This window comes from Oleidesulfovibrio sp., assembly GCF_047973035.1.
Classification (GTDB): domain Bacteria; phylum Desulfobacterota; class Desulfovibrionia; order Desulfovibrionales; family Desulfovibrionaceae; genus Oleidesulfovibrio.
The window spans coordinates 81,560-101,125 of sequence record NZ_JBKEBF010000020.1; the positions used below are offsets into that span (position 1 = coordinate 81,560).

Sequence of the window (19,566 nt, forward strand, 5' to 3'; positions counted from 1 at the left end):
GCGAAACGTCAGCTTAATGCACTACGCATACACCGCATGGGTTCTTTTATACCTAATCCTGCGAGAATAATACCCGACTATACTACAAGTGGCAACGTACTTAATAAAGTTAACGAGGCAGCTTGATTATAAAGCGCTCTCTTCGCAATACGCACCATGAAGGGCGGACTTCCTCTTCCGCCATCGGGCGAAAACGCGGTGTTGCAACTGAGCAGCGGCGCATTTCCTGACGATGATGGAAAGGACAAACAGCACACTCACGATCATCTACAGCAAAGGAACTCTGATTAAGCGGACACCATTCCGGCCTGTTCTCCACATCAGCAGGAATTTCCCTCTTCGCCTGCACATCAGCCTGACAGACAGGAGTTTCACCTGCAAACTGCATCGGACATTCAACACACTTTGATACTGTATAAATCATCGAGCTTTCCTCTTTATATAGAATTACAACATATTCACAGGGTCAAGATCCAGACTGAGGCGTAGCTTTGAAGAAGCGGGAACCGCCTGTTTTGCCGCATGGAACAGCATTCGAATTTCTTTCCATTCCGCAGATTTCAGAAGACATTGAAAGCGCCTGCGTCCTCGCAATATAGGTAGTGGAGCCGGTGCAGGCCCCAGAACACTTACTCCAAGCTCCCGTCCGGAAGCTCTGGCAGACATAGCCAGAGCATTGACCCTCTCCTGACCTTGCAGCCAGTCCACAGGATAACTCAGCCTGATTAAAGCAAGTTTGACAAAAGGCGGATACCTGCGTTTTCTCCGGGCATCAAGTTCTCTTTCAAAAAAACCTTCATAATCGCAGTCACGTATAAAATCCCAGCAGTAATGCTTCGGATCGCGGGTCTGAATCAACACGTTGCCGGGGCGCTCTCCTCTGCCGGCGCGGCCTGCGGCCTGAACCAGCAACTGAAACGTTCTTTCAGTCGCACGGTAGTCAGGCATATTCAGGCCGATGTCGCCATCTGCAACAACAGCCAAAGTTACAGACGGAAAATGGTGTCCCTTGGAAAGCATCTGGGTGCCCACAAGAATATTGGATTCTTCTCTTGCAAAAGCTGCAAGTATTTCTTCCATTCTTCCCGGCCTGCGAACACTGTCTCTGTCCAGACGCAGCACCTTTTTGCCGTGCGGCAGCAAAGTGGAAAGCGTTTCTTCCATCTTCTCGGTGCCCTCGCCCATCGGCAGATAGTGCACGCCCTTGCATTTACTGCAAGGCGAAGGGAACGGCACAGAATGCCCGCAGTAATGACAAACAAGCCGTTCGCGGCCTTTATGATAGGTCAACCCTATTTCGCAACTGGGGCAACGTGCTACGGTTCCGCAATCAAGGCAATACATCAGAGGGGCATAGCCACGGCGGTTCAACAGAATGACGGCCTGCTCTCCCTTTTGCACAGTTTCCTTGATACGGGCTAACGTCTGCGGGGCAAGAATACTTTCGGATGCAGAATGATCCTTGATATCCACAAGTTCAACAGTGGGCAATGTGCCGCCGCCGACTCGCTCGTTAAGCACTATGCCGGGCATATGCCCTTCACGGACCGCGTGGAACGTTTTTACATCCGGCGTTGCAGACCCCAGCACCAGCGCGCCCTTATGCTGCGCCACTCTGAACCATGCAACTTCCTTGGCCTGGTATGAAAGGCGTTCATCCTGTTTAAAGGAAGCATCATGCTCTTCGTCCAGCACGACCACTCCGAGTCGCGCTACTGGCAAAAATAAAGCGGAACGGGTACCGATGATCAGCGTATTACCGCCCTTTCTGGCCTCTGCAGCAAGGTTTAAAAACGCCTGCTCCCGCTCCTGCGCAGGTTGATACCCATGATACAGCACAACCGGAATCCCCGGAAAACGGGTCTGCACGTCACGGTACAGCTTACAAGCCAGCGCAACTTCAGGAGCCAGCAACATGACGGAAAGCCCCTGCTCTATACAGGCACGGGCAAGCTCAAGGTATACGGCTGTCTTTCCGCTACCGGTAATGCCAAACAGCAGACGGGTTTCCGGCTTGTCTGATTCCACTGCGGCAGTGCATTGCGCCAAAGCTTCTTTTTGCGGCTCTGTCAGCTCGAAAAGAGTATTTTCAAGCACGGCGGCGTGACACTCGGTATCAATTCCGCATGCACACTCCGCAGCTGCTTCTGCTTCTAGCGGGCCTACATGGACAAGACCGCGCTCTGCCAGAGTAACCAGAGGAGTCTGCGCTGAGGTACCAAGATCATGCACCAGCCGCCTGCGGGAAAGCGGGCCGTTCTCCCATAGATATTCCAGCAACTCTATCTGCTTTTTGGCAGCAGGGCGGACAGGCCACGGGGGATCCTGAGTAACATGACAGATATCGTTTTCCGCCTCGTCAGTCTCCGGTTCCAGCACCTCTACTCTTCCTGACATCCAATGAGAGGCCAGAACAGCCCGTTCCGAGTCAGCCATTTTCAAAATATCGCGCAAGCGCAGGGTCCTGGGCTTACCGCCAGCACGCACTCGCAGGCGGACAGCCGCACTTCGCAGTCCAGAGGGAAGCAGTATCCCGAGAATATGACCTGTTGAAACCATCTGCCGCAAAGCAAGCTGGCGAACCATTTCCAGATAATCGCCGCCTACAAGAGGCTGCTGTTCCAACGGCCACAGTACAGACTTCAGTTCCACCCCTTCGGGCACGACATCAGACGGACAATCACGTTGCGTGATTATGCCCGCACGTAGCGTTCCACGTGCCCCCAGAGGCACAGCAACGCGCACACCCACCTGCCAGACGGCATCAGGCAACCAGTGCGGCAACTGGTAATGAAGCGTTGAGTAAGGTTGCGCCATCAACGCAACAGCAACGATCTTGATTTGCTCTGTCATGAATACACAAGGAAGCGTTAAAAAATGAAAAGCGGGCGGCAAAGCCACCCGCAGAGCATCATAAAGACAGACCGGTCAGCGTCAACATTTATATGGCAGAAGAGGCCGGAGGCGTTCCACCAGTTCGTCGCGCAACTCTTCGTCCTGTAATGCAAAGTAAATATTTGCGGTAAGGTACTCTGCCCAGTCGCCAGCGTCAAAACGCATACCCCGCATTTTAACGGCAAGCAAGCCACGTCCGTTTGCAAGGCTCTTAAGACCATCAGTCAGCTGAATCTCACCACCGTGTCCGGGCTCCACATTCTCAAGCGCCCTGAATATATCCGGTGTAAGGATATAGCGCCCAACAATAGCCAGACGCGAGGGCGCTTTGCTGATTTCAGGCTTTTCCACAAGGTCATTCACACGGAAGATACCGGGCGAAATTTCTTCGCCGTCAATAATGCCGTAACGACTGACCTTATCCGCAGGAACTTCCATCACGCCCACAACCGGCAACCTTTCTGCTACAGCAACATTGATCAACTGCTGAATGCCCGGCTCCATACCGAATTGCAGGTCGTCACCCACCATTACGGCAAAGGGTTCATTCTGAACAATTTCACGGGCGCAAAGAACAGCATGCCCCAGACCAAGCTGACGCTTCTGGCGGACAGAGTGGATATTGACCATTTCAGCAACATCACGAACCTGCTGCAGCATTTCCGTCTTTCCGGCGCGTTCCAGCACACTTTCCAGTTGTAGGTTGTAATCAAAATGATCTTCAATAATCGTTTTGTCACGGTTAGTCACAAAAACAACATCGGTAAGACCCGAACGCATGGCCTCTTCCACAACATATTGCACAATGGGCTTGTTGTAGACAGGCAACATTTCTTTAGGAATATTTTTTGTAGCTGGCAGTGAACGGGTGCCCCAACCGGCGACAGGAATAACAACTTTACGAACCAGCATCACAATCTCCTTATGCTGACGCAGAAAATATCTTACCGCAGGCTTTGCTGAACTGTTTCCGCAAGATCAGCAGCCAGCCTGCTCACCAGCGTATCATCTTCGCCTTCTACCATCACGCGGGCCACAGATTCTGTACCGGAATAACGAAGCAACACCCGCCCGCGACCGGCCAGTTCTTTTTCTGCCTTTTCAACGGCGATACCAATTTCAGGGCATTCTTCAAAAGGAATTTTGCGCTGTACATGCACATTGAGAAGCTGCTGAGGGAAGGGAGTAAGCAGACCTGCAAGCTCGGAAAGAGGCTTGTCTTTTTCCCGCATGATTTTAAGCAACTGCAGCGCCGCAAGCAAACCATCTCCGGTGGTGCCGTACTCCATAAAGACAAGGTGACCGGACTGTTCGCCGCCCATTGTCGCACCGGTGCGGCGCATGGCCTCAACCACATGCCTGTCGCCCACGGCAGTACGCAGCAATGAACCGCCACGATCTTTCATAAACACTTCCAGCGCCATATTGCTCATCACGGTAGCAACAAGCTGGTTGCCGGGCAGGCGACCTTTTTCCATCATATCCATGGCACAAATGGCCATAATCTGATCGCCGTCCAGCACAGTGCCTTTTTCGTCGACAACAATCAGTCTGTCAGCGTCGCCGTCCAGAGCAAGGCCGATGTCGGCCCCTGTCTCAAGCACTCTTCTGGAGGCAAGCTCAGGGTATAATGAACCACAGTGGTGGTTGATATTCACACCATCAGGGCTGGTAGCGATTTTTACTACATCGGCTCCCAGCTCTTCCAGAGCCAGCGGAGCAACCCTGTAGTTCGCTCCATTGGCACAGTCGAGCACCACCTTCATACCATCCAGAGTAAGATGGCTCGGAAAACTGTTTTTCAAATATACAATGTAACGCCCGGGAGCGTCATCAATCTTGAATGCCCTGCCTACACGTTCCGGCTCAGGATAGTCCCACTTATGATCCAGATTCAGCACCATCTCTGTAATGGCATCTTCCTGAGAATCAGGAAGTTTAAAGCCTTCTTTATCAAAGAATTTAATACCGTTATCATGGAAAGGATTATGGGATGCCGAGATTACAACGCCCAAGTCTGCACGCATGTTACGTGTCAGGAATGCAACAGCAGGAGTCGGCAGAGGCCCGACCAGAAAAACATCCATCCCAGCTGCGCACAGCCCCGAAGTAAGAGCCATTTCAAACACATAGCCGGAAAGTCTGGTGTCTTTACCAATCACCACGCGGTGGCGTTTATTTCCGTTACGAAAAAAAGTTCCCGCGGCTAACCCCAGACGGAGAGCCATATCAGGAACCATAGGGTATATATTAACCTGCCCCCGCAGGCCATCAGTTCCGAAAAGACGAGTAGCCATCTAAGCAATCCCTCACTACCTCAAGCAGTTGTCATGCCGACAATGCCATACGATATTATCTTGATAAAGGCCGTTATTTATTACTGATGCTTACGGAGAGCGCTTCCGGCTTCGCCTCTACCATGATAGCGGAGTCCGGCAGTTCTACTCTGTACGGCAGTTCGTGCTTACCGGAAGACATATTTTCCGGAACTTCCAGCACCGCTCTGATATTATTCAGATATTCCTGATCCTTTGCCTTAGACCGGGGAACTTGCACAACCAGCTTTACATATCGGTTATGCAATTTTCCCGCAACACCTTCAGGCAATTCCAGTGACACCCGCCTCTTAAGTGCAAGCTCATTTGTCACCAGAGTGGTGACTACGCGCACCTGCCCGCTTCGCGGCGAAGCATCTACTCCCTCCGGCAGTGTGTACGCTACAGCCACATCCATCACTTTGTTAGCAGTAGCATTTGCAAAGCGAACAACGGCGTCCACACCTTCCATAGAAGAGACAAGCGACTCCCCTCCTACAATCTCAACTGTATCCGGTTGCGGAATCAGCGCGCTGATTTCCACATCTGGGGCTAAGGCTCCTTGCGGCTGAGGAACGACAGGAAGCCTGCGTTTAAGCAGGGCATCGACCTCAAGCTGCAGACGGGGAGGATCAATTTCCATCACCTGAAACGCCCCCTTCAAGGGCATCTTTTCAGAAGCAAAGCTGATAACATTCGTACCCTTTTTAAGCACGCTTAAATCCAGAGGATACGAAAATTCACGACCGGTCACCCCCCGAATCAGTCCCTTGGGGCCGCTGATGCGCACGCTGATTTTGTTGCGCAGCCCACTCAGAATAACCATATCCGCAGGCATACCGGTCATCTCGATACGCATATCGACCCATGTTTCAACTCGTTCACGGCCGGTTACCATAAACCAGAGAGTAGAAGCGATCAGAAAAGAAAGCAGCGCATATAGACCGCGACGCGTCATATTATTTCTCCAGCGCCTTACGCAACACACGCTTCAGGCGCGCAGCATCAAGTTCTGCAGTCAGCTTGCCCCCAAGGGCTACAGAGACCGCTCCTCTCTCCTCTGAGACAACTACGGCAATGGCATCCGACTCTTCCGTAATTCCCATCGCAGCCCTGTGACGGGTACCATAGTCGCGTCGTTCCTGCACCCGCTGAGTAAGCGGAAGAATACAGCCTGCTGCAACAACTTCATTATTACGGATAATCACAGAACCATCATGTAAAGGGGTATTGGGGTAAAAGACGGTGACAAGCAATTCTTTGGTCAGCTTGGCGTTCAGGCGTATACCGCGACCGACCATATCACCCAGCGGCACATTCTTTTCAATCACTATAAGAGCGCCGATCCGGCGCTGGGCAAGATACAGGGCTGCCCCGATTATTTCATTAAAGGATTCTTCTTCAACTACCTTACGACGAAAAAAGCTACGCGCTCCCATTGCAGAAAGCGCATTGCGGATGTCCTGCTGAAAAAGAATGATAATAACAAGAAAAAGTGAACCAAGGAAATTTTCAAGCAGCCAGTTAAGCGTATACAGGCTGAGTTCCTGAGACATGAAGTAGGCAAACAGCAGAATAATCAGCCCGTAAACTGCTGTTACAGCCCGTGTTCCCCTGATCATCAGAATAACACGATACAGCAGTAAAGAAACGAGAGTGATATCCAGAATATCACGCCACGTAATACTAAAATCTGCCAGCAATACCATAATCGTTCACAAATCCTTTTTCCTTAAAAAAGCTCCTCGGCCAACCGGAGAGTCCGCACAGTTTCGACTACTTCATGAACACGATGGAATCGCGCTCCCTTGGCGGCAATCAGTGCCGTCGTCACCTGTGTGGCTGTCTGCCGTTCTCCTGCGTCAAGGCCTAACAGCTGACCGAACATGGACTTATTAGATAACGCCCCCATTACAGGGCGTCCCAGCTCTAAAAAGCGCGGCATCCCTTTAAGGATAGCCAGATTATGTTCCAATAGTTTACCAAACCCGATGCCGGGGTCCAGAACAATACGTTCTTCGGGAACTCCGGCCCCGATTAATTCTTCCAGCTTTTTCTCGAAAAAGTCCAGAATTTCCTCAACCACATCAGAATACGCCGGCGCGTTCTGCATGTTTTCAGGACGCCCGAGGCTGTGCATTAAAATATAGCCAGGCTTGTATTGAGCCAAAACGTCTTTCAGCTCCGGATCGAATGCACACGCCGAGATATCATTGATAATTTCCGCACCGGCAGCCAATACGGCAGCTGCGGTTCCGGCCTTGTAAGTATCTACGGACAACGCCCACGGAAGCCCGTTATCAGCCCTTTTGCCTGCGAGCGCCTGCACCACTGGCACAACCCGCTCCAGTTCCTGCTCAAGAGAAACAGGGGGAGCATAAGGGCGCGAAGATTCTCCGCCGATGTCCAGCACGTGCGCACCTTCAGCGGCAAGCCGCATGCCGTGGTCAACAGCACTCTGCAACGCATCATGCCTGCCACCATCATAGAACGAATCAGGCGTAACGTTAACAATACCGAAAATAAAAAAGGGGGCAGGCCCAATGGCTCTGCCCCCCGATATCTCCCATTGGATGGGGGGAAGCACGCTACTTCTCCCTCCGGTCAGAGGTTTCATCCTCTTTTTCATCAGCATTCTGCTCTTTCGCAGCTTCAGACTCTTCTGCCTCAAGCAGAAAGTCTTCTTCCTGAGCAGGCTTCTGAGCTGTCTGTTCTGCTTCCGCTTCGGTTCCAGATGCGGGCGCGGCAGGTGAGGCAGCAGGCGTAGGGCCCTGAGCGCTTCCTGCGTGCTGCGTTGCATTAATCTCAGGCACAGGAAGAAGCGGCGTACCTGCAATCAACTTGTCGAGCTCTTCAGCATTAATTGTTTCACGCTCAAGCAAAGCTTCTGCGATGCGATGCAGGGCTTCAATATTCTCCTGAAGCAAAGTACGTGCTTTTTCACGAGCCTCGTCAATGAGGCGCTTGACTTCCGCATCAACCATACGGGCTGTTTCTTCGCTGTAGTTGCGAGAATGAGCCCACTCACGGCCGATAAACACTTCCTCGCCCTGGTCTCCTATTTTCATAGGTCCGATGGCGTCGCTCATACCAACATCACACACCATATACCGTGCGAGCTTAGTAACGCTATCAATGTCACTGGCTGCGCCAGAGGTAAAGTCGACAAAAATCATCTCTTCTGCGACTCGTCCACCAAGCATCATGGCCAACCTGTTATGCAGAGCTTCCCGAGATTCAGAAACACGGTCTCCCTCAGGCAAGGACACAGTTACACCAAGGGCTCTGCCACGGGGAATAATCGTTACTTTGTGTATCGGGTCCAGTTTCGGCAATAAACGGGCAACCAGAGCATGACCTGCTTCATGGTAAGCAGTATTACGCTTTTCTTCTTCGGTCATAATAAGGCTACGGCGTTCCTTACCCATCATCAGCTTATCCTTGGCTGCTTCAAAATCAGCCATAGCCAATTGGTCCTTGTTCTGCTTAGCAGCTTGCAGGGCTGCCTCGTTCACAAGGTTTTCCAAATCAGCACCGGAGAAGCCGGGGGTACCCTTCGCAAGAACCTCAAGATCAACATCACGCCCCAGAGGGGTGCGTTTACTATGCACTTCCAGAATACGTTTACGACCTCGTAAATCAGGTCGGGGCACTACAACCTGACGGTCAAAACGCCCGGGGCGCAGCAGTGCAGGGTCAAGAACATCGGGCCTGTTAGTAGCCGCGATCAGGATAACACCTTCGTTGGACTCAAAGCCGTCCATCTCTACCAGCAACTGGTTCAGTGTCTGCTCGCGTTCATCATGCCCGCCGCCAAGACCAGCACCACGCTGGCGACCGACAGCGTCGATTTCATCGATAAAGATAAGGCAGGGCGCGTTCTTCTTGCCCTGAACAAACAGGTCACGAACACGCGAAGCACCAACGCCCACAAACATTTCCACAAAGTCAGAACCGGAAATGGAAAAGAAGGGAACGCCAGCCTCACCGGCAACAGCACGGGCAAGCAGAGTCTTACCAGTGCCGGGAGGGCCAACCAGAAGCACACCTTTAGGAATACGTCCGCCAAGACGCGTAAACTTTTTGGGATTACTCAAAAAGTCTACAACCTCAGAAAGCTCTTCTTTGGCTTCGTCAACACCCGCAACATCCTCGAATGTGACCTTGGCTCCTTCCTGCGAAATCATCCGTGCACGGGAGCGGCCGAAGGACATCGCCTTTCCTCCCCCGCCCTGCATCTGGCGCATAAAGAAAATCCACACGCCAATAAGCAGCAGCATGGGGAACCACGAAACAAGCAGCGTCATATACCAAGGTGCTTCTTCCTGCGGCTCTGCCTTAACCTGCACTCCCTGCTTGATCAGACGGTCAACAAGAGCGGGATCTTTAGGAGCATACGTCTGAAAGGAATTACCCTCTACAGTCTGCCCTTTAAGTTTATCACCTTGAATAGTGACCTGAACGACTTCCCCCTGAGAAACCTTACTAAGGAACTCAGTGTAGGTCATCTGAGACTGAGGCCCGGGGGGCTGGCTGAACAAATTAAAAAGAACCACCATCAACAAAGAGATGACAGCCCATAATACCAAATTGCGCGAGAACTGATTCAACGCTACTAACCTCCATTCCGTTCAGGACGGACTATTGCTTTCGAGCTAAGAAGTTTAAGGTCACAAGCACGGTTTGGCAATGACTGCAACGTCATTTTTCGGGCTTTTCCGAAACTTGAGTGCGTGAGAGCCTAAAAAACGCATAAAGTGAAGCGTCCGTCAACTCTCTTCTTGGTACGAAAAATAAATCCCCGCACGACAACGCACTTTTCTTTTATGCGGTAACTAACAGCAATACGCAGACAACTTCGCTGTTGCCGTATGCATTGCGATTGAATGGCATACTATTGAACAGCCGACCAGTACGGACCGATCTCGCCAACAGGCTGAAACACTTTCCACTATCATGTGCGCATCAGCAGAATGATGTTGTTAATAATCCAAACTAACCTGCCTAACAGGTATAGTGACTTGAATAGTTAGGAGAGCACCCATGGCGACCGAAAACGAACATCTCTATCTGAAAGTTTTGAACCGCCTGCCCGCACTTATTGCATATATGGACCGGAACCTCCGCTACGTATTTGTCAATGAGCCATACGCCAAGGCTTTTCATCGCGCCCCGCATGAAATTATCGGCAAGCATATGTCGGATATTTTGCCTCGCCCCGCTTATGAGTTAGCCCTGCCCCATGCAGAACGGGCGTTGCAGGGCAAACGCGTCCATTATGAGATAAACCTGCCGGAGCGCTCAGATTCCGGCATGGGATGGGTGGAGGTTCTTTATGTTCCTTCGTTTCAAGAGGATAACGTTGAAGGATTCTTTGCACTGCTGACAAGCATTGACAGGCTGAAAAAAAATGAAGAAGCAATCACTCTTTCAAAGCAGGACCTTGAACTTCAGATAGAAGAAAGAACGCAGGAACTGGCCCGTGCAACGAAACAAGCAGAGGCTGCCAACATGGCTAAAAGCGAATTTTTAGCCAACATGAGCCACGAAATAAGAACCCCGATGAATGCGGTCATTGGCATGGCGCACCTGCTGAAAAGAACCAACCTTTCCTATAAGCAATTTGAATACCTTACAAAGCTTGAATCTGCTGCAAAATCTCTGCTCGGCATCATTAACGACATTCTCGATTTTTCACGTGTTGAAGCAGGAAAGCTGACCATTGAAAATGTCGAGTTTGAAACAGATGAGCTTGTAACCAATCTGGCTACAATGATGAGCTCTAAAGCTGAGGAAAGAGCTATTGATCTGGCTATCTCAGTTGACCACACCATTCCGCTGCGCCTCATCGGTGACCCATTGCGCATAAATCAGATACTTCTCAATCTGGGAAGCAATGCAATTAAGTTTACGCAACAGGGAGAAGTATTTGTTGAGGTACAGGTTCAGACCAGAAGCAGTCGTCAGGTTGTACTGCTTTTTATCTTCACTGATACGGGTGTGGGGATGTCTGAGGAGCAGCTTTCAACGCTCTTTCAGCCTTTCACACAAGCTGATGCCTCCATTTCCCGTAAATTCGGCGGCACCGGCCTTGGGCTGGTAATCAGCAAGCGGCTGGCAGAGCTGATGGAAGGCACAATACACGCCACAAGTGAGCTTGGGAAAGGATCGCGCTTTATTCTGGAACTGCCGCTGAGCCTACCGGAAGGAAAAGAAGAGACGCTGCCCCGCCTGCCGGAAGCTTTCGTTGGCATGCCTACACTTGTAGCCTGTAGCCACAGAGCAACCAGTAAGGTTCTTGACCAGCTTTTAAAGTATTTTTGTATGGCGCCAACACTTGTACACAACCTTGCTGACTTTTTTACTATTCAGACACAAGACAACAAATTCGAACTGTACTTAATTGACTGGCACTCACTAGATATCGCCCCGACGGATGCAATCAATGTCATTAGGGATTCACACGACAGTTCCCATTCAGCAAAAATAATTTTAATTTCCAGCAATACGGATTCAAAAACGGGCAAGCAATTCGACACATCAATGGCTGACAGCAATATTATGAAGCCGTTCAGCCCTTCAATGCTTTTTGATGCCATCACGGATGTATTTGGAACCCGTGTAGTTTCTGAAAAAATTAACGCCTATACTGAAACAGGGGTGTTGAAGGCAATTGAAGGAGGACGTGTGCTGATTGCTGAAGACAACCTGCTTAACCAACAGGTTATTTCAGAGTTGCTTCAAGATGAAGGTCTGATTGTCACATTAGCTGAAAATGGTAGAAAAGCTGTCGATTTATGCGAAATACAAAAGTTTGATGTCATTTTGATGGACATACAAATGCCTGAGATGGATGGCTTTACTGCGACACGTGAAATTCAAAAGCTTGAGGGCTACGAATCGGTCCCCATACTTGCCATGACTGCGCATGCGCTAAAAGGTGACCGTGAAAAGAGTCTGGAATCCGGCTTTAAAGACCATATTACTAAACCCGTTGACCCGGAACAGCTCTTTGCGACACTATTGCAGTGGGTTAAGGTATCTGCCCCGAAAAAGCCGAACAGGTTTCCCGCTCCGGATGTTCAACTAACGCTGGCAAGCCTTGAAGGGTTTGACCATACGATAGGGTTAAAACGATGCGGCAACAGAAAAGACAGATACCTGCGTGCCCTTTCGATTTTTTTTACAGAACACAAAGAAGACCCGACCCGCCTTACGTCATTAATTGGCGATGGACAACTGGATGAAGCAGAAGCCATTGCGCATACACTAAAAAGTGCCGCAGGAACAGTTGGAGCGATTAACTTGCAAGAAGTTACCATTCAACTGGATGAAGCTTTGAAGGTTCATGACCAGAAACAAGCAACTGAACTGACAAAACAGCTGATAGAAGAAGCCCGGATTGTATTCAGCACTCTTGCCAAGTATTTCAGCAACATACCAAAGACATAAAATATTCATCTAACGAGACTGACGGCATGCTGCTTGCAGAATTCGAATGACAACGGCAGTGGATTCATCTCGTAACAAAAAAGCGCAGAACTAAAGGCACGCAGGCGGCCTGCGCCTGCCAAGCTGTTATCCGCGCTGCGAACAGTATTGCGGCGCAGCGTTCTCATCCTCTGGAAAATTACCTCCTATTCCGTCAAAATCCTCAGAGTTGAGGGCACAGTAAAAAACATTGTGTACTTTTGAGAGGTAGTATTGTAAATAGCGGCGTGCATTCACTGCAAGTCTTCGACGAGCTCATGCCCGTCACCCCAAAGGGCTTGCTACTGCAACAAAAATTAGAATTCCCCTTTACGGAAGCGTATCGTCACCGGTGTGGCGCCCGGTCTTCAAAACCGGTGGACGGCTGAAAGGTCGTCGGTAGGTTCGACTCCTATACGCTTCCGCCACTTATTTCGCGCTTCTCATTTATCCTCACTCTCCGGTATGAATTTCTCATTCAGGGGTTGCCCCTGAGAGCAAAAGACTTACATTAAGCACCACATCGCGGTGCGGCTGTTAAGCGGCTGCTAATTTGTTTTATATTAGCAATAATTACAGGATATCTGCAGATGCCTCTTTTTGAATTTGAATGCAATGATTGCGGCTCCCGTTTTGAAGAACTTGTCCGTGGCAACTTCAGCGAAGTGATCTGTCCTTCTTGCGGCAGCTCCAACGTGGACAAGGTGATGTCCATGCCCAGTCAGATTCCCGGCACAGGCCCCAACAGACTGCCCGGCACTCTTGCCAAGGGCGGAGGTGGGCCCAAAATGCAATTCACACCAAACACGCCCACCTTTAAGGGCAAACCCGGTGGTAATTGCGGGGGATGCAGCGGAGGCAGCTGCGGCAGCAACTAATCAATAAAAGAACGGCCGATCACTACCTGATCGGCCGTTCTTTTATTGTTTCCAGCCCTAAAATAATTCGACAGACAAGCGAACCGGTTCTGCGCAGAGCCCAGGTGCCTACGTCTTCACCACGAGATAATGCTAAAAACTAATCGCAGAATGACTTACGGTGTAAGATCTTCGGCTTCAGGCTCACACTCTGTGGCATCTGAATGTTCATCCGGCATCCAAGGGTCAACGTGCACCAACACGTCTATAATATGTGGTCCGAGAGCATAAAGGGCATCTTCGACCCCCAAAGCAATATTGTGCCCGGCATCCACAGAAATAAGTCCGTCCACACGAATGTGCATATCAATTTGCAAGCTGCTGCCAAGGTACCGTGTGCGTAAGGAGTGAACATCCTTCACGCCCTGTACGGAGCAAACAACTTCTTCCAGCCTCCGTGTAGTCTCTGCATCTGCGCCTCTGTCCATCAACGTTTCAAGCGCCGGTCTGCAGATTCCCCATGCGGCGTACAAAATAAAAACAGAAACAATCAGTGCCCCGACAAGGTCGGCAAGCCCCCATGAAGGAATAAACCAGGCGAGTCCCACTGCCAACGCAGCAGGAATGGAACTGAGGGCATCGGTCCGGTGGTGCCATGCGTTGGCTTCCAGCGCCAACGAGCGTAACCGCCTCCCCTCACGCAGAGTCCACCTGTACATAACCTCTTTAACCACAATGGACAGTAACGCGGCACCAAGTGCAATCAGACCACGCTTCTGCTCCTGACCTTTGTCAATAGTGGCTATAGCATCCCACGCAATGCCCACTGCCGCGGCAGCCAGCAATACTCCGATGAAAACTGCCACTATAGTTTCCATACGCTGGTGGCCATGCGGATGATTTTCGTCCGCCGGAGCGCTCCAGAAACGCACTCCTACCAGCACTGCAATATCGGTAACCAAGTCAGAAAGCGAATGAAGACCGTCTGCAACAACGGCCCGACTATGACCGATGCTGCCTGCCACGACTTTTATCGTGGCAAGAACCAGGTTAGCCCACAGCCCTATCCAGGTAATTCGGCTGACTGCGGATACCGTTTCATATTGTGAATGGCTGCTATTGCCATGCATGCTACAATCCTCCAGGCTATTGATACTATGAAAAGAAGCATGCTTCGTCTATGCGTGATAATGACTATATCCTCTGACTACAAGGTATAACACATAAAAATGGCCACCCGAAGGCGGCCAGACTGTTTTACAGAAACGACTCAAAAGAATCATTCGGGAGTAATACCCGCCATCATCAGGCCGATAGCTTCCACCTTGGCAGTATCCGTCTTGGGGAAAATATCCACAAATCGACCACGATACATCACGGCAATTCGATCCGCCAGTTGCAACGCTTCATTCAGTTCACTGGTAATCAAAAGAATACCGGCACCGGAACGAGCCTCCAGCAGCCTACTCCAGACTTCTTCAGTGGCTGATACATCAAGCCCCTGAGTAGGATTCTCAGCCACGATGATATCCGGATCGCGGAAGAACTCTCTGCCGATAACGAGCTTCTGCAGATTACCACCGGAAAGAGCACGCGCAGAGGCATCCAGATGGCCAGGCTGCACATTGAATTCTTTCACAATGTTACGGGTTGTCTCTACCGCTTTCACGCGGTTAAGAAATCCTTTTTTGCAGAATGCATGACGAGTGGTAAGCAGAAAATTATCCACAAGGTTAAGATACTTGCAGGTAGCAAGGCCTTGCCTGTCTTCCGGAATATAAGCGAGCGACTTCCCACGTCTTGGCGGATGCGGGTAGAACTTGTTCCATGGTTTATCCAGAATCTGCACCGAGCCATGTTCCGGCTTTCGCAGACCGCAGATTACCTCGACAAGCTCTTTCTGGCCGTTACCAGCCACACCGGCTACAGCAACAATCTCGCCTTTGAAAAGTCCGAGATGAATGTTCTGCAGCCCTTCACCGCTGAGCCCGTCAATATTGAGAACCTGATCCCCGACAGGGAGAGGCTTGGCATCAACAGCCAGGACAACATCGCGTCCAACCATACGATTTGCAAGAACCGTCTGGTTTGGCACATCAGACTCGTGAAACTCATCTACAATTTCGCCGCGGCGCAAGATGGCAATTTCATCTGCCACGCTCAGAACTTCCTGAAGCTTGTGACTGATAAAAACAATAGATTTGCCATGGTCTGCCATACGCCACAGGGCTTCAAAAAGCTGCTCTGTTTCAGAGGGAGTCAAGACGGCTGTAGGCTCGTCAAAAATTAACACCCTGCTGTCGCGGTACAACAGCTTAAGAATTTCCACACGTTGCTTTTCGCCCATAGACAGCTCTGAAACGAACGCGGAAGGAGTAATTTCCAGACCATACTGATCGGCAAGTTCGGCAACGGCCTGCTCCATTTTGGCAGGCGACAGAAGGAAGCTCCCCTTCTGCCCGAGCATGACATTCTCTGCCACTGTCATGGATTCCACCAGCATAAAATGCTGATACACCATGCCGATACCGGCAGCCAATCCATCTTTGGGTGACATGAGACGGGCAGGTTTGCCATCAATAAAAATGGTGCCTGAATCCTGCGGAAAACGACCGGAAAGAATCGACATGAGAGTCGATTTACCGGCACCGTTTTCACCCAGCAAAGCCTTGATCATCCCGGGGCGGATATCCAGAGTGATGTCGTGGTTGGCCCTTACCTTGCCAAACGACTTAGATATCCCCTCCAGCCTGACAACAGGCGGCAGGTCTACATATCTATCACGGGCAGTGCGCTTGTTCAGCGGTTTTTGCTCTGTCACGGGGCCCCCTATTCGTTCGGCTCAATGTTTACACCAAGTGCAGCAGGTGCATTCCCGCTCCTGCCACGCATGGACGAAATCAGCAGAACAATTACCGTAAGCGCGTAAGGCAACATCAGCAGTAAAGATGAAGGTAACGTTGCGCCAAGCGCCTGCAGACGCAACTGAAATGCCATAACGCCGCCGAACAGATACGCACCGAATACAGCTCTACCGGGACGCCAGAAGGCAAAAATAACCAGTGCGACGGCAATCCAGCCACGCCCTGCGGTCATATTGTTTGTCCACAGATGAGTGTACGCCAGCGAAAGATAGGCTCCGCCAAGCCCCACCAGAAATCCGCCGACAAAAATCGCCAGCCAGCGAAGCAGTACAGGATTAAGCCCGACCGCCGCAGAGGCTGAAGGGTTTTCTCCGGCACTGCGCAGCCCCATACCTAAACGGGTTCTGCTGATTACCAGCCAGAAGACCAGAGGCATAACGTACGACAGATATACCAGCGCATCGTGCTTAAAGAAAATATCGCCGATAACCGGGATGGAAGACAGTACAGGAACCGCAATGGGGGCAAAGCCTTCTGTAGTGATACCAACGTAGGGAGTGCCCAGATAGTCAGCAAGTCCCACGCCCAGAATGGTTAACGCCAGACCGGACACAACCTGATTGCCCTGAAATACCTGACAGACAAGACCGTGCAAAAGACCAAGGCTGCCTGCGGCAAGTCCCGCCATCAGAACCCCGATCCACGGATTGCCTGTCCAGTACGTGAACAAGAAGCCGAAAAAGGCACCAAGAATCATCATGCCTTCTACGCCAAGGTTCAGCACCCCTGCCCGCTCGGTGAACATCTCACCCAGCGTTGCATACAGGATAGGCGTACCGGACTGAATGGTCGCTGCAAGGATAGGAATCAGCAATTCTGCGTACATGGTTATTCATCCCCCTTGCCGCGCGGCTGCAGCGTAAACCAGACAAAAAACTGCCCGGCCAGTACTGTCAGCAGAATAAAGCCTTCGATTATACCACCAAATGCGGCAGGCACCTGCAGCTCGAGCTGCAGATTTTCCACGCCGACGCGAAGACCGGCCAGCAGGAATGAAAAGACAGCGATTGTGGGAATTCTGAGCCGTGCGAGCCATGCAACTACGATTGCGGTAAAACCATAGCCAGCCACAACGTTAGACTGAAGTCTGTGCAGTGTTGTGGAGGTTTCAAGAACACCGGCCCATCCGGCCAGTCCACCGCAGAGCACTAGTACAAGAACCACCAGCGAGCCATAAGGCATACGAGCGTATCTGGCCGCTCTGGGGTTTTCGCCACCGGCCATCAGCTCAAAGCCCAAGCGTGTGCGGCGCAGAAACACAGACAGCAGTCCGGCCACGACAAAGCACAACACAAAACCCCAGTGGATACGGCCCACAATGGCATCAGGAATAGCGGATTCAGGGAACATCGGGGTAACAGGAAAGCCGAAACTCGCAGGGTCTTTCCACGGCCCGTACACTAGGAATTGCAGCAACAGGATGCCTATGTAATTCAGCATCAGAGTGGTGATGATTTCGTTCATCCCCAGACGCAGACGCAGAAAGGCCGGAATAAACGCCCAGAAACCACCAGCCAGCGCTCCGCTTAAAAACATTAGCGGCATAAGAATCCACGCTGGTGCGGCAGGGAACGTAAGAACAGCCCATGTTGCGCCTATGGCACCAAGTGCAAACTGTCCCTCTGCTCCGATGTTCCATATCTGCATTCTGAAACAGACGGCAACGCCGAGTGCACACAGAAAAATCGGTATGGTTTTAAGCAGGGTATCTTCCAGCGCATACACCTGTCCGAAACCGCCATCCCACAACAAATACAGTCCCTTGAGAAAAGGCTTTCCCTGAACAACCAGCATGGCTCCGCTCAGAGACAGCGAAATTACAAGGGCGACAAGAAAAATGAAAAAGGAGCCCCAGTTAAGGGGCTCCTGTCGTTTAACGACTCTATAACCCATCATCGGGCATTGACTCCAGCGATGCAGGGTCTATTCAGTGGTGCCCACTACACCTTCGACAAACCAGTCCATGCCAAGCAGCATTTCGTCGGTTGCCTTTTCACCTTCAGCAATACGCACCTTGCCGCTCTGATCCTTTATAGGACCGGAGAACACGGCAAGCTTGCCATCGATGATGTCAGCCTTGGCAGCAAGTACTTTGTCACGCACATCCTGCGGAACCATGTCGCCGAAGGGAGCAATGTCAGCTACGCCTTCTTTCAGGCCCCACCAGTAATGACCGGACTTCCATGTGCCGTTGCGAACGCCTTCAACAACGTGCTTGTAGAATACAGGCCAGTTCCAGATGGCAGAGGTAAGGTGAGCTTTAGGAGCAAAAGCGCTCATGTCGGAGTTGTAGCCTACAGAGTAGACGCCACGCTCCTGAGCAGCTTCCTGAGGACCGGGAGAGTCCTGGTGCTGAGCAATAATATCTGCGCCTACGTCAAGCAGAGACTTGGCAGCTTCTTTTTCAGTTGCGGGGTCGTACCATGTTTTGGTCCATACCACGCGAACTTCAACATCGGGATTAACAGCACGGGCACCAACGGTAAACGCGTTGATACCGCGGATAACTTCGGGAATGGGGAATGCAGCAGCGTAGCCGATGATATTGCTTTTGGTCATGGCACCGGCAACCATACCGGTCAGGTAACGAGCCTGATAGATACGGCCGAAGTAGGCGCTCATGTTAGGAGCAGTCTTATAGCCTGCGCAGTGCATGAAGGTAACGTCGGGGTACTGACCGGCAACCTTCAGGGTGGGGTCCATGTAGCCGTAGCTGGTGGTGAACACCATATCAAAGCCCTTACGGGCCATGTTCAGGATAACACGCTCGGAGTCGGCACCTTCCGGTACGGACTCAACGTAAGAGGTGGTAACACCTGGAATCTTTTCCAGTTCCATACGGCCCAGATCATGAGCATACGACCAGCCGGCGTCACCAATGGGGCTTACGTAAACAAAACCGATTTTAAATTCGTCTTCAGCCTTTTCAGGTGCTGCTGGAGCGGTTTCCTGTTTGGCCGCGGATTCGGCCTTGGCGGGAGCTTCCGCCGGCTTTTCCTGTTCACAACCAGTCAGGCCGCCAAAAACAAGCATGGCAGCCATGACAAGCAACATAAGCTTGCGCATCGCACGTTCTCCTAGGTGATGCGGGACATCCCAATATAC

15 protein-coding genes and 1 tRNA gene are annotated in these 19,566 nt (G+C 51.2%); 3 read left to right on the forward strand and 13 right to left on the reverse strand.

Annotation, left to right across the window (positions count from 1 at the left end; genetic code table 11):
- Positions 1-109: 109 nt before the first annotated feature.
- The 8 genes from ACK5LI_RS06315 to ftsH all read right to left on the reverse strand — a co-directional run bounded on the left by ACK5LI_RS06315 (position 110) and on the right by ftsH (position 9,820).
- Entirely contained in the window at positions 110-424 is a 315-nt protein-coding gene (locus tag ACK5LI_RS06315; protein WP_416947327.1) for a hypothetical protein, read from the reverse strand.
- A gap of 23 nt (positions 425-447) precedes the next feature.
- Complete coding sequence (gene priA, locus ACK5LI_RS06320) at positions 448-2,853, reverse strand: replication restart helicase PriA (protein WP_416947329.1); 2,406 nt, start codon at positions 2,851-2,853, stop codon at positions 448-450.
- 81 nt (positions 2,854-2,934) lie between these two features.
- On the reverse strand, positions 2,935-3,807 hold the full coding sequence (galU, locus tag ACK5LI_RS06325) for a UTP--glucose-1-phosphate uridylyltransferase GalU (protein ID WP_416947331.1): 873 nt from the start codon (positions 3,805-3,807) through the stop codon (positions 2,935-2,937).
- 32 nt (positions 3,808-3,839) lie between these two features.
- Complete coding sequence (glmM, locus tag ACK5LI_RS06330) at positions 3,840-5,192, reverse strand: phosphoglucosamine mutase (protein WP_416947333.1); 1,353 nt, start codon at positions 5,190-5,192, stop codon at positions 3,840-3,842.
- Between the two features lie 73 nt (positions 5,193-5,265).
- Positions 5,266-6,168, reverse strand: a complete 903-nt coding sequence (locus tag ACK5LI_RS06335) for a YbbR-like domain-containing protein (RefSeq protein ID WP_416947335.1) — start codon at positions 6,166-6,168, stop codon at positions 5,266-5,268.
- Between the two features lies 1 nt (position 6,169).
- Entirely contained in the window at positions 6,170-6,919 is a 750-nt protein-coding gene (cdaA, locus tag ACK5LI_RS06340; RefSeq protein ID WP_416947337.1) for a diadenylate cyclase CdaA, read from the reverse strand.
- A gap of 23 nt (positions 6,920-6,942) precedes the next feature.
- Positions 6,943-7,827: a dihydropteroate synthase gene (gene folP, locus ACK5LI_RS06345; RefSeq protein WP_416947339.1), complete on the reverse strand. Its 885-nt coding sequence runs from the start codon at positions 7,825-7,827 to the stop codon at positions 6,943-6,945.
- Positions 7,799-9,820: an ATP-dependent zinc metalloprotease FtsH gene (ftsH, locus tag ACK5LI_RS06350; RefSeq protein WP_416947341.1), complete on the reverse strand. Its 2,022-nt coding sequence runs from the start codon at positions 9,818-9,820 to the stop codon at positions 7,799-7,801. Before ftsH ends, folP begins: the two co-directional genes overlap by 29 nt.
- Positions 9,821-10,253: 433 nt before the next feature.
- Between ftsH and ACK5LI_RS06355 the strand changes: the two genes are divergently transcribed.
- The 3 genes from ACK5LI_RS06355 (at position 10,254) to ACK5LI_RS06365 (ending at position 13,558) form a co-directional block, all read left to right on the forward strand.
- Complete coding sequence (locus ACK5LI_RS06355) at positions 10,254-12,662, forward strand: response regulator (protein WP_416947343.1); 2,409 nt, start codon at positions 10,254-10,256, stop codon at positions 12,660-12,662.
- Positions 12,663-13,014: 352 nt separating this feature from the next.
- Positions 13,015-13,108, forward strand: a tRNA-Sec gene (locus ACK5LI_RS06360).
- A gap of 162 nt (positions 13,109-13,270) precedes the next feature.
- Positions 13,271-13,558 carry an FmdB family zinc ribbon protein gene (locus ACK5LI_RS06365; RefSeq protein ID WP_416947345.1) on the forward strand — a complete coding sequence of 96 codons (288 nt, stop codon included), beginning with the start codon at positions 13,271-13,273 and terminating at the stop codon, positions 13,556-13,558.
- A gap of 155 nt (positions 13,559-13,713) precedes the next feature.
- On the opposite strand, the gene ACK5LI_RS06370 is transcribed toward ACK5LI_RS06365, so the two are convergent.
- From ACK5LI_RS06370 to ACK5LI_RS06390, 5 genes are all read right to left on the reverse strand, one after another.
- Positions 13,714-14,667 carry a cation diffusion facilitator family transporter gene (locus tag ACK5LI_RS06370; protein WP_416947347.1) on the reverse strand — a complete coding sequence of 318 codons (954 nt, stop codon included), beginning with the start codon at positions 14,665-14,667 and terminating at the stop codon, positions 13,714-13,716.
- A gap of 149 nt (positions 14,668-14,816) precedes the next feature.
- Positions 14,817-16,358, reverse strand: a complete 1,542-nt coding sequence (locus tag ACK5LI_RS06375; RefSeq protein ID WP_416947349.1) for an ABC transporter ATP-binding protein — start codon at positions 16,356-16,358, stop codon at positions 14,817-14,819.
- Between the two features lie 8 nt (positions 16,359-16,366).
- On the reverse strand, positions 16,367-17,287 hold the full coding sequence (locus tag ACK5LI_RS06380) for an ABC transporter permease (protein ID WP_416947351.1): 921 nt from the start codon (positions 17,285-17,287) through the stop codon (positions 16,367-16,369).
- A 2-nt stretch (positions 17,288-17,289) separates the two neighbouring features.
- Entirely contained in the window at positions 17,290-18,357 is a 1,068-nt protein-coding gene (locus tag ACK5LI_RS06385) for an ABC transporter permease (protein ID WP_416947353.1), read from the reverse strand.
- A 27-nt stretch (positions 18,358-18,384) separates the two neighbouring features.
- Positions 18,385-19,527, reverse strand: a complete 1,143-nt coding sequence (locus ACK5LI_RS06390; protein WP_416947536.1) for a BMP family ABC transporter substrate-binding protein — start codon at positions 19,525-19,527, stop codon at positions 18,385-18,387.
- Positions 19,528-19,566 lie beyond the last annotated feature (39 nt).

What these genes read in the sequence shown, in the direction of transcription:
- ACK5LI_RS06380 (WP_416947351.1), bottom strand. Translation starts at nt 17,287, where the DNA reads ATGTACGCAGAATTGCTGATTCCTATCCTTGCAGCGACCATTCAGTCC.
- ACK5LI_RS06315 (WP_416947327.1), bottom strand. Translation starts at nt 424, where the DNA reads ATGATTTATACAGTATCAAAGTGTGTTGAATGTCCGATGCAGTTTGCA.
- ACK5LI_RS06390 (WP_416947536.1), bottom strand. Translation starts at nt 19,527, where the DNA reads ATGCGCAAGCTTATGTTGCTTGTCATGGCTGCCATGCTTGTTTTTGGC.
- ACK5LI_RS06335 (WP_416947335.1), bottom strand. Translation starts at nt 6,168, where the DNA reads ATGACGCGTCGCGGTCTATATGCGCTGCTTTCTTTTCTGATCGCTTCT.
- cdaA (WP_416947337.1), bottom strand. Translation starts at nt 6,919, where the DNA reads ATGGTATTGCTGGCAGATTTTAGTATTACGTGGCGTGATATTCTGGAT.
- ACK5LI_RS06365 (WP_416947345.1), top strand. Translation starts at nt 13,271, where the DNA reads ATGCCTCTTTTTGAATTTGAATGCAATGATTGCGGCTCCCGTTTTGAA.
- ACK5LI_RS06355 (WP_416947343.1), top strand. Translation starts at nt 10,254, where the DNA reads ATGGCGACCGAAAACGAACATCTCTATCTGAAAGTTTTGAACCGCCTG.
- glmM (WP_416947333.1), bottom strand. Translation starts at nt 5,192, where the DNA reads ATGGCTACTCGTCTTTTCGGAACTGATGGCCTGCGGGGGCAGGTTAAT.
- ACK5LI_RS06385 (WP_416947353.1), bottom strand. Translation starts at nt 18,357, where the DNA reads ATGATGGGTTATAGAGTCGTTAAACGACAGGAGCCCCTTAACTGGGGC.
- ACK5LI_RS06370 (WP_416947347.1), bottom strand. Translation starts at nt 14,667, where the DNA reads ATGCATGGCAATAGCAGCCATTCACAATATGAAACGGTATCCGCAGTC.
- folP (WP_416947339.1), bottom strand. Translation starts at nt 7,827, where the DNA reads ATGAAACCTCTGACCGGAGGGAGAAGTAGCGTGCTTCCCCCCATCCAA.
- galU (WP_416947331.1), bottom strand. Translation starts at nt 3,807, where the DNA reads ATGCTGGTTCGTAAAGTTGTTATTCCTGTCGCCGGTTGGGGCACCCGT.
- priA (WP_416947329.1), bottom strand. Translation starts at nt 2,853, where the DNA reads ATGACAGAGCAAATCAAGATCGTTGCTGTTGCGTTGATGGCGCAACCT.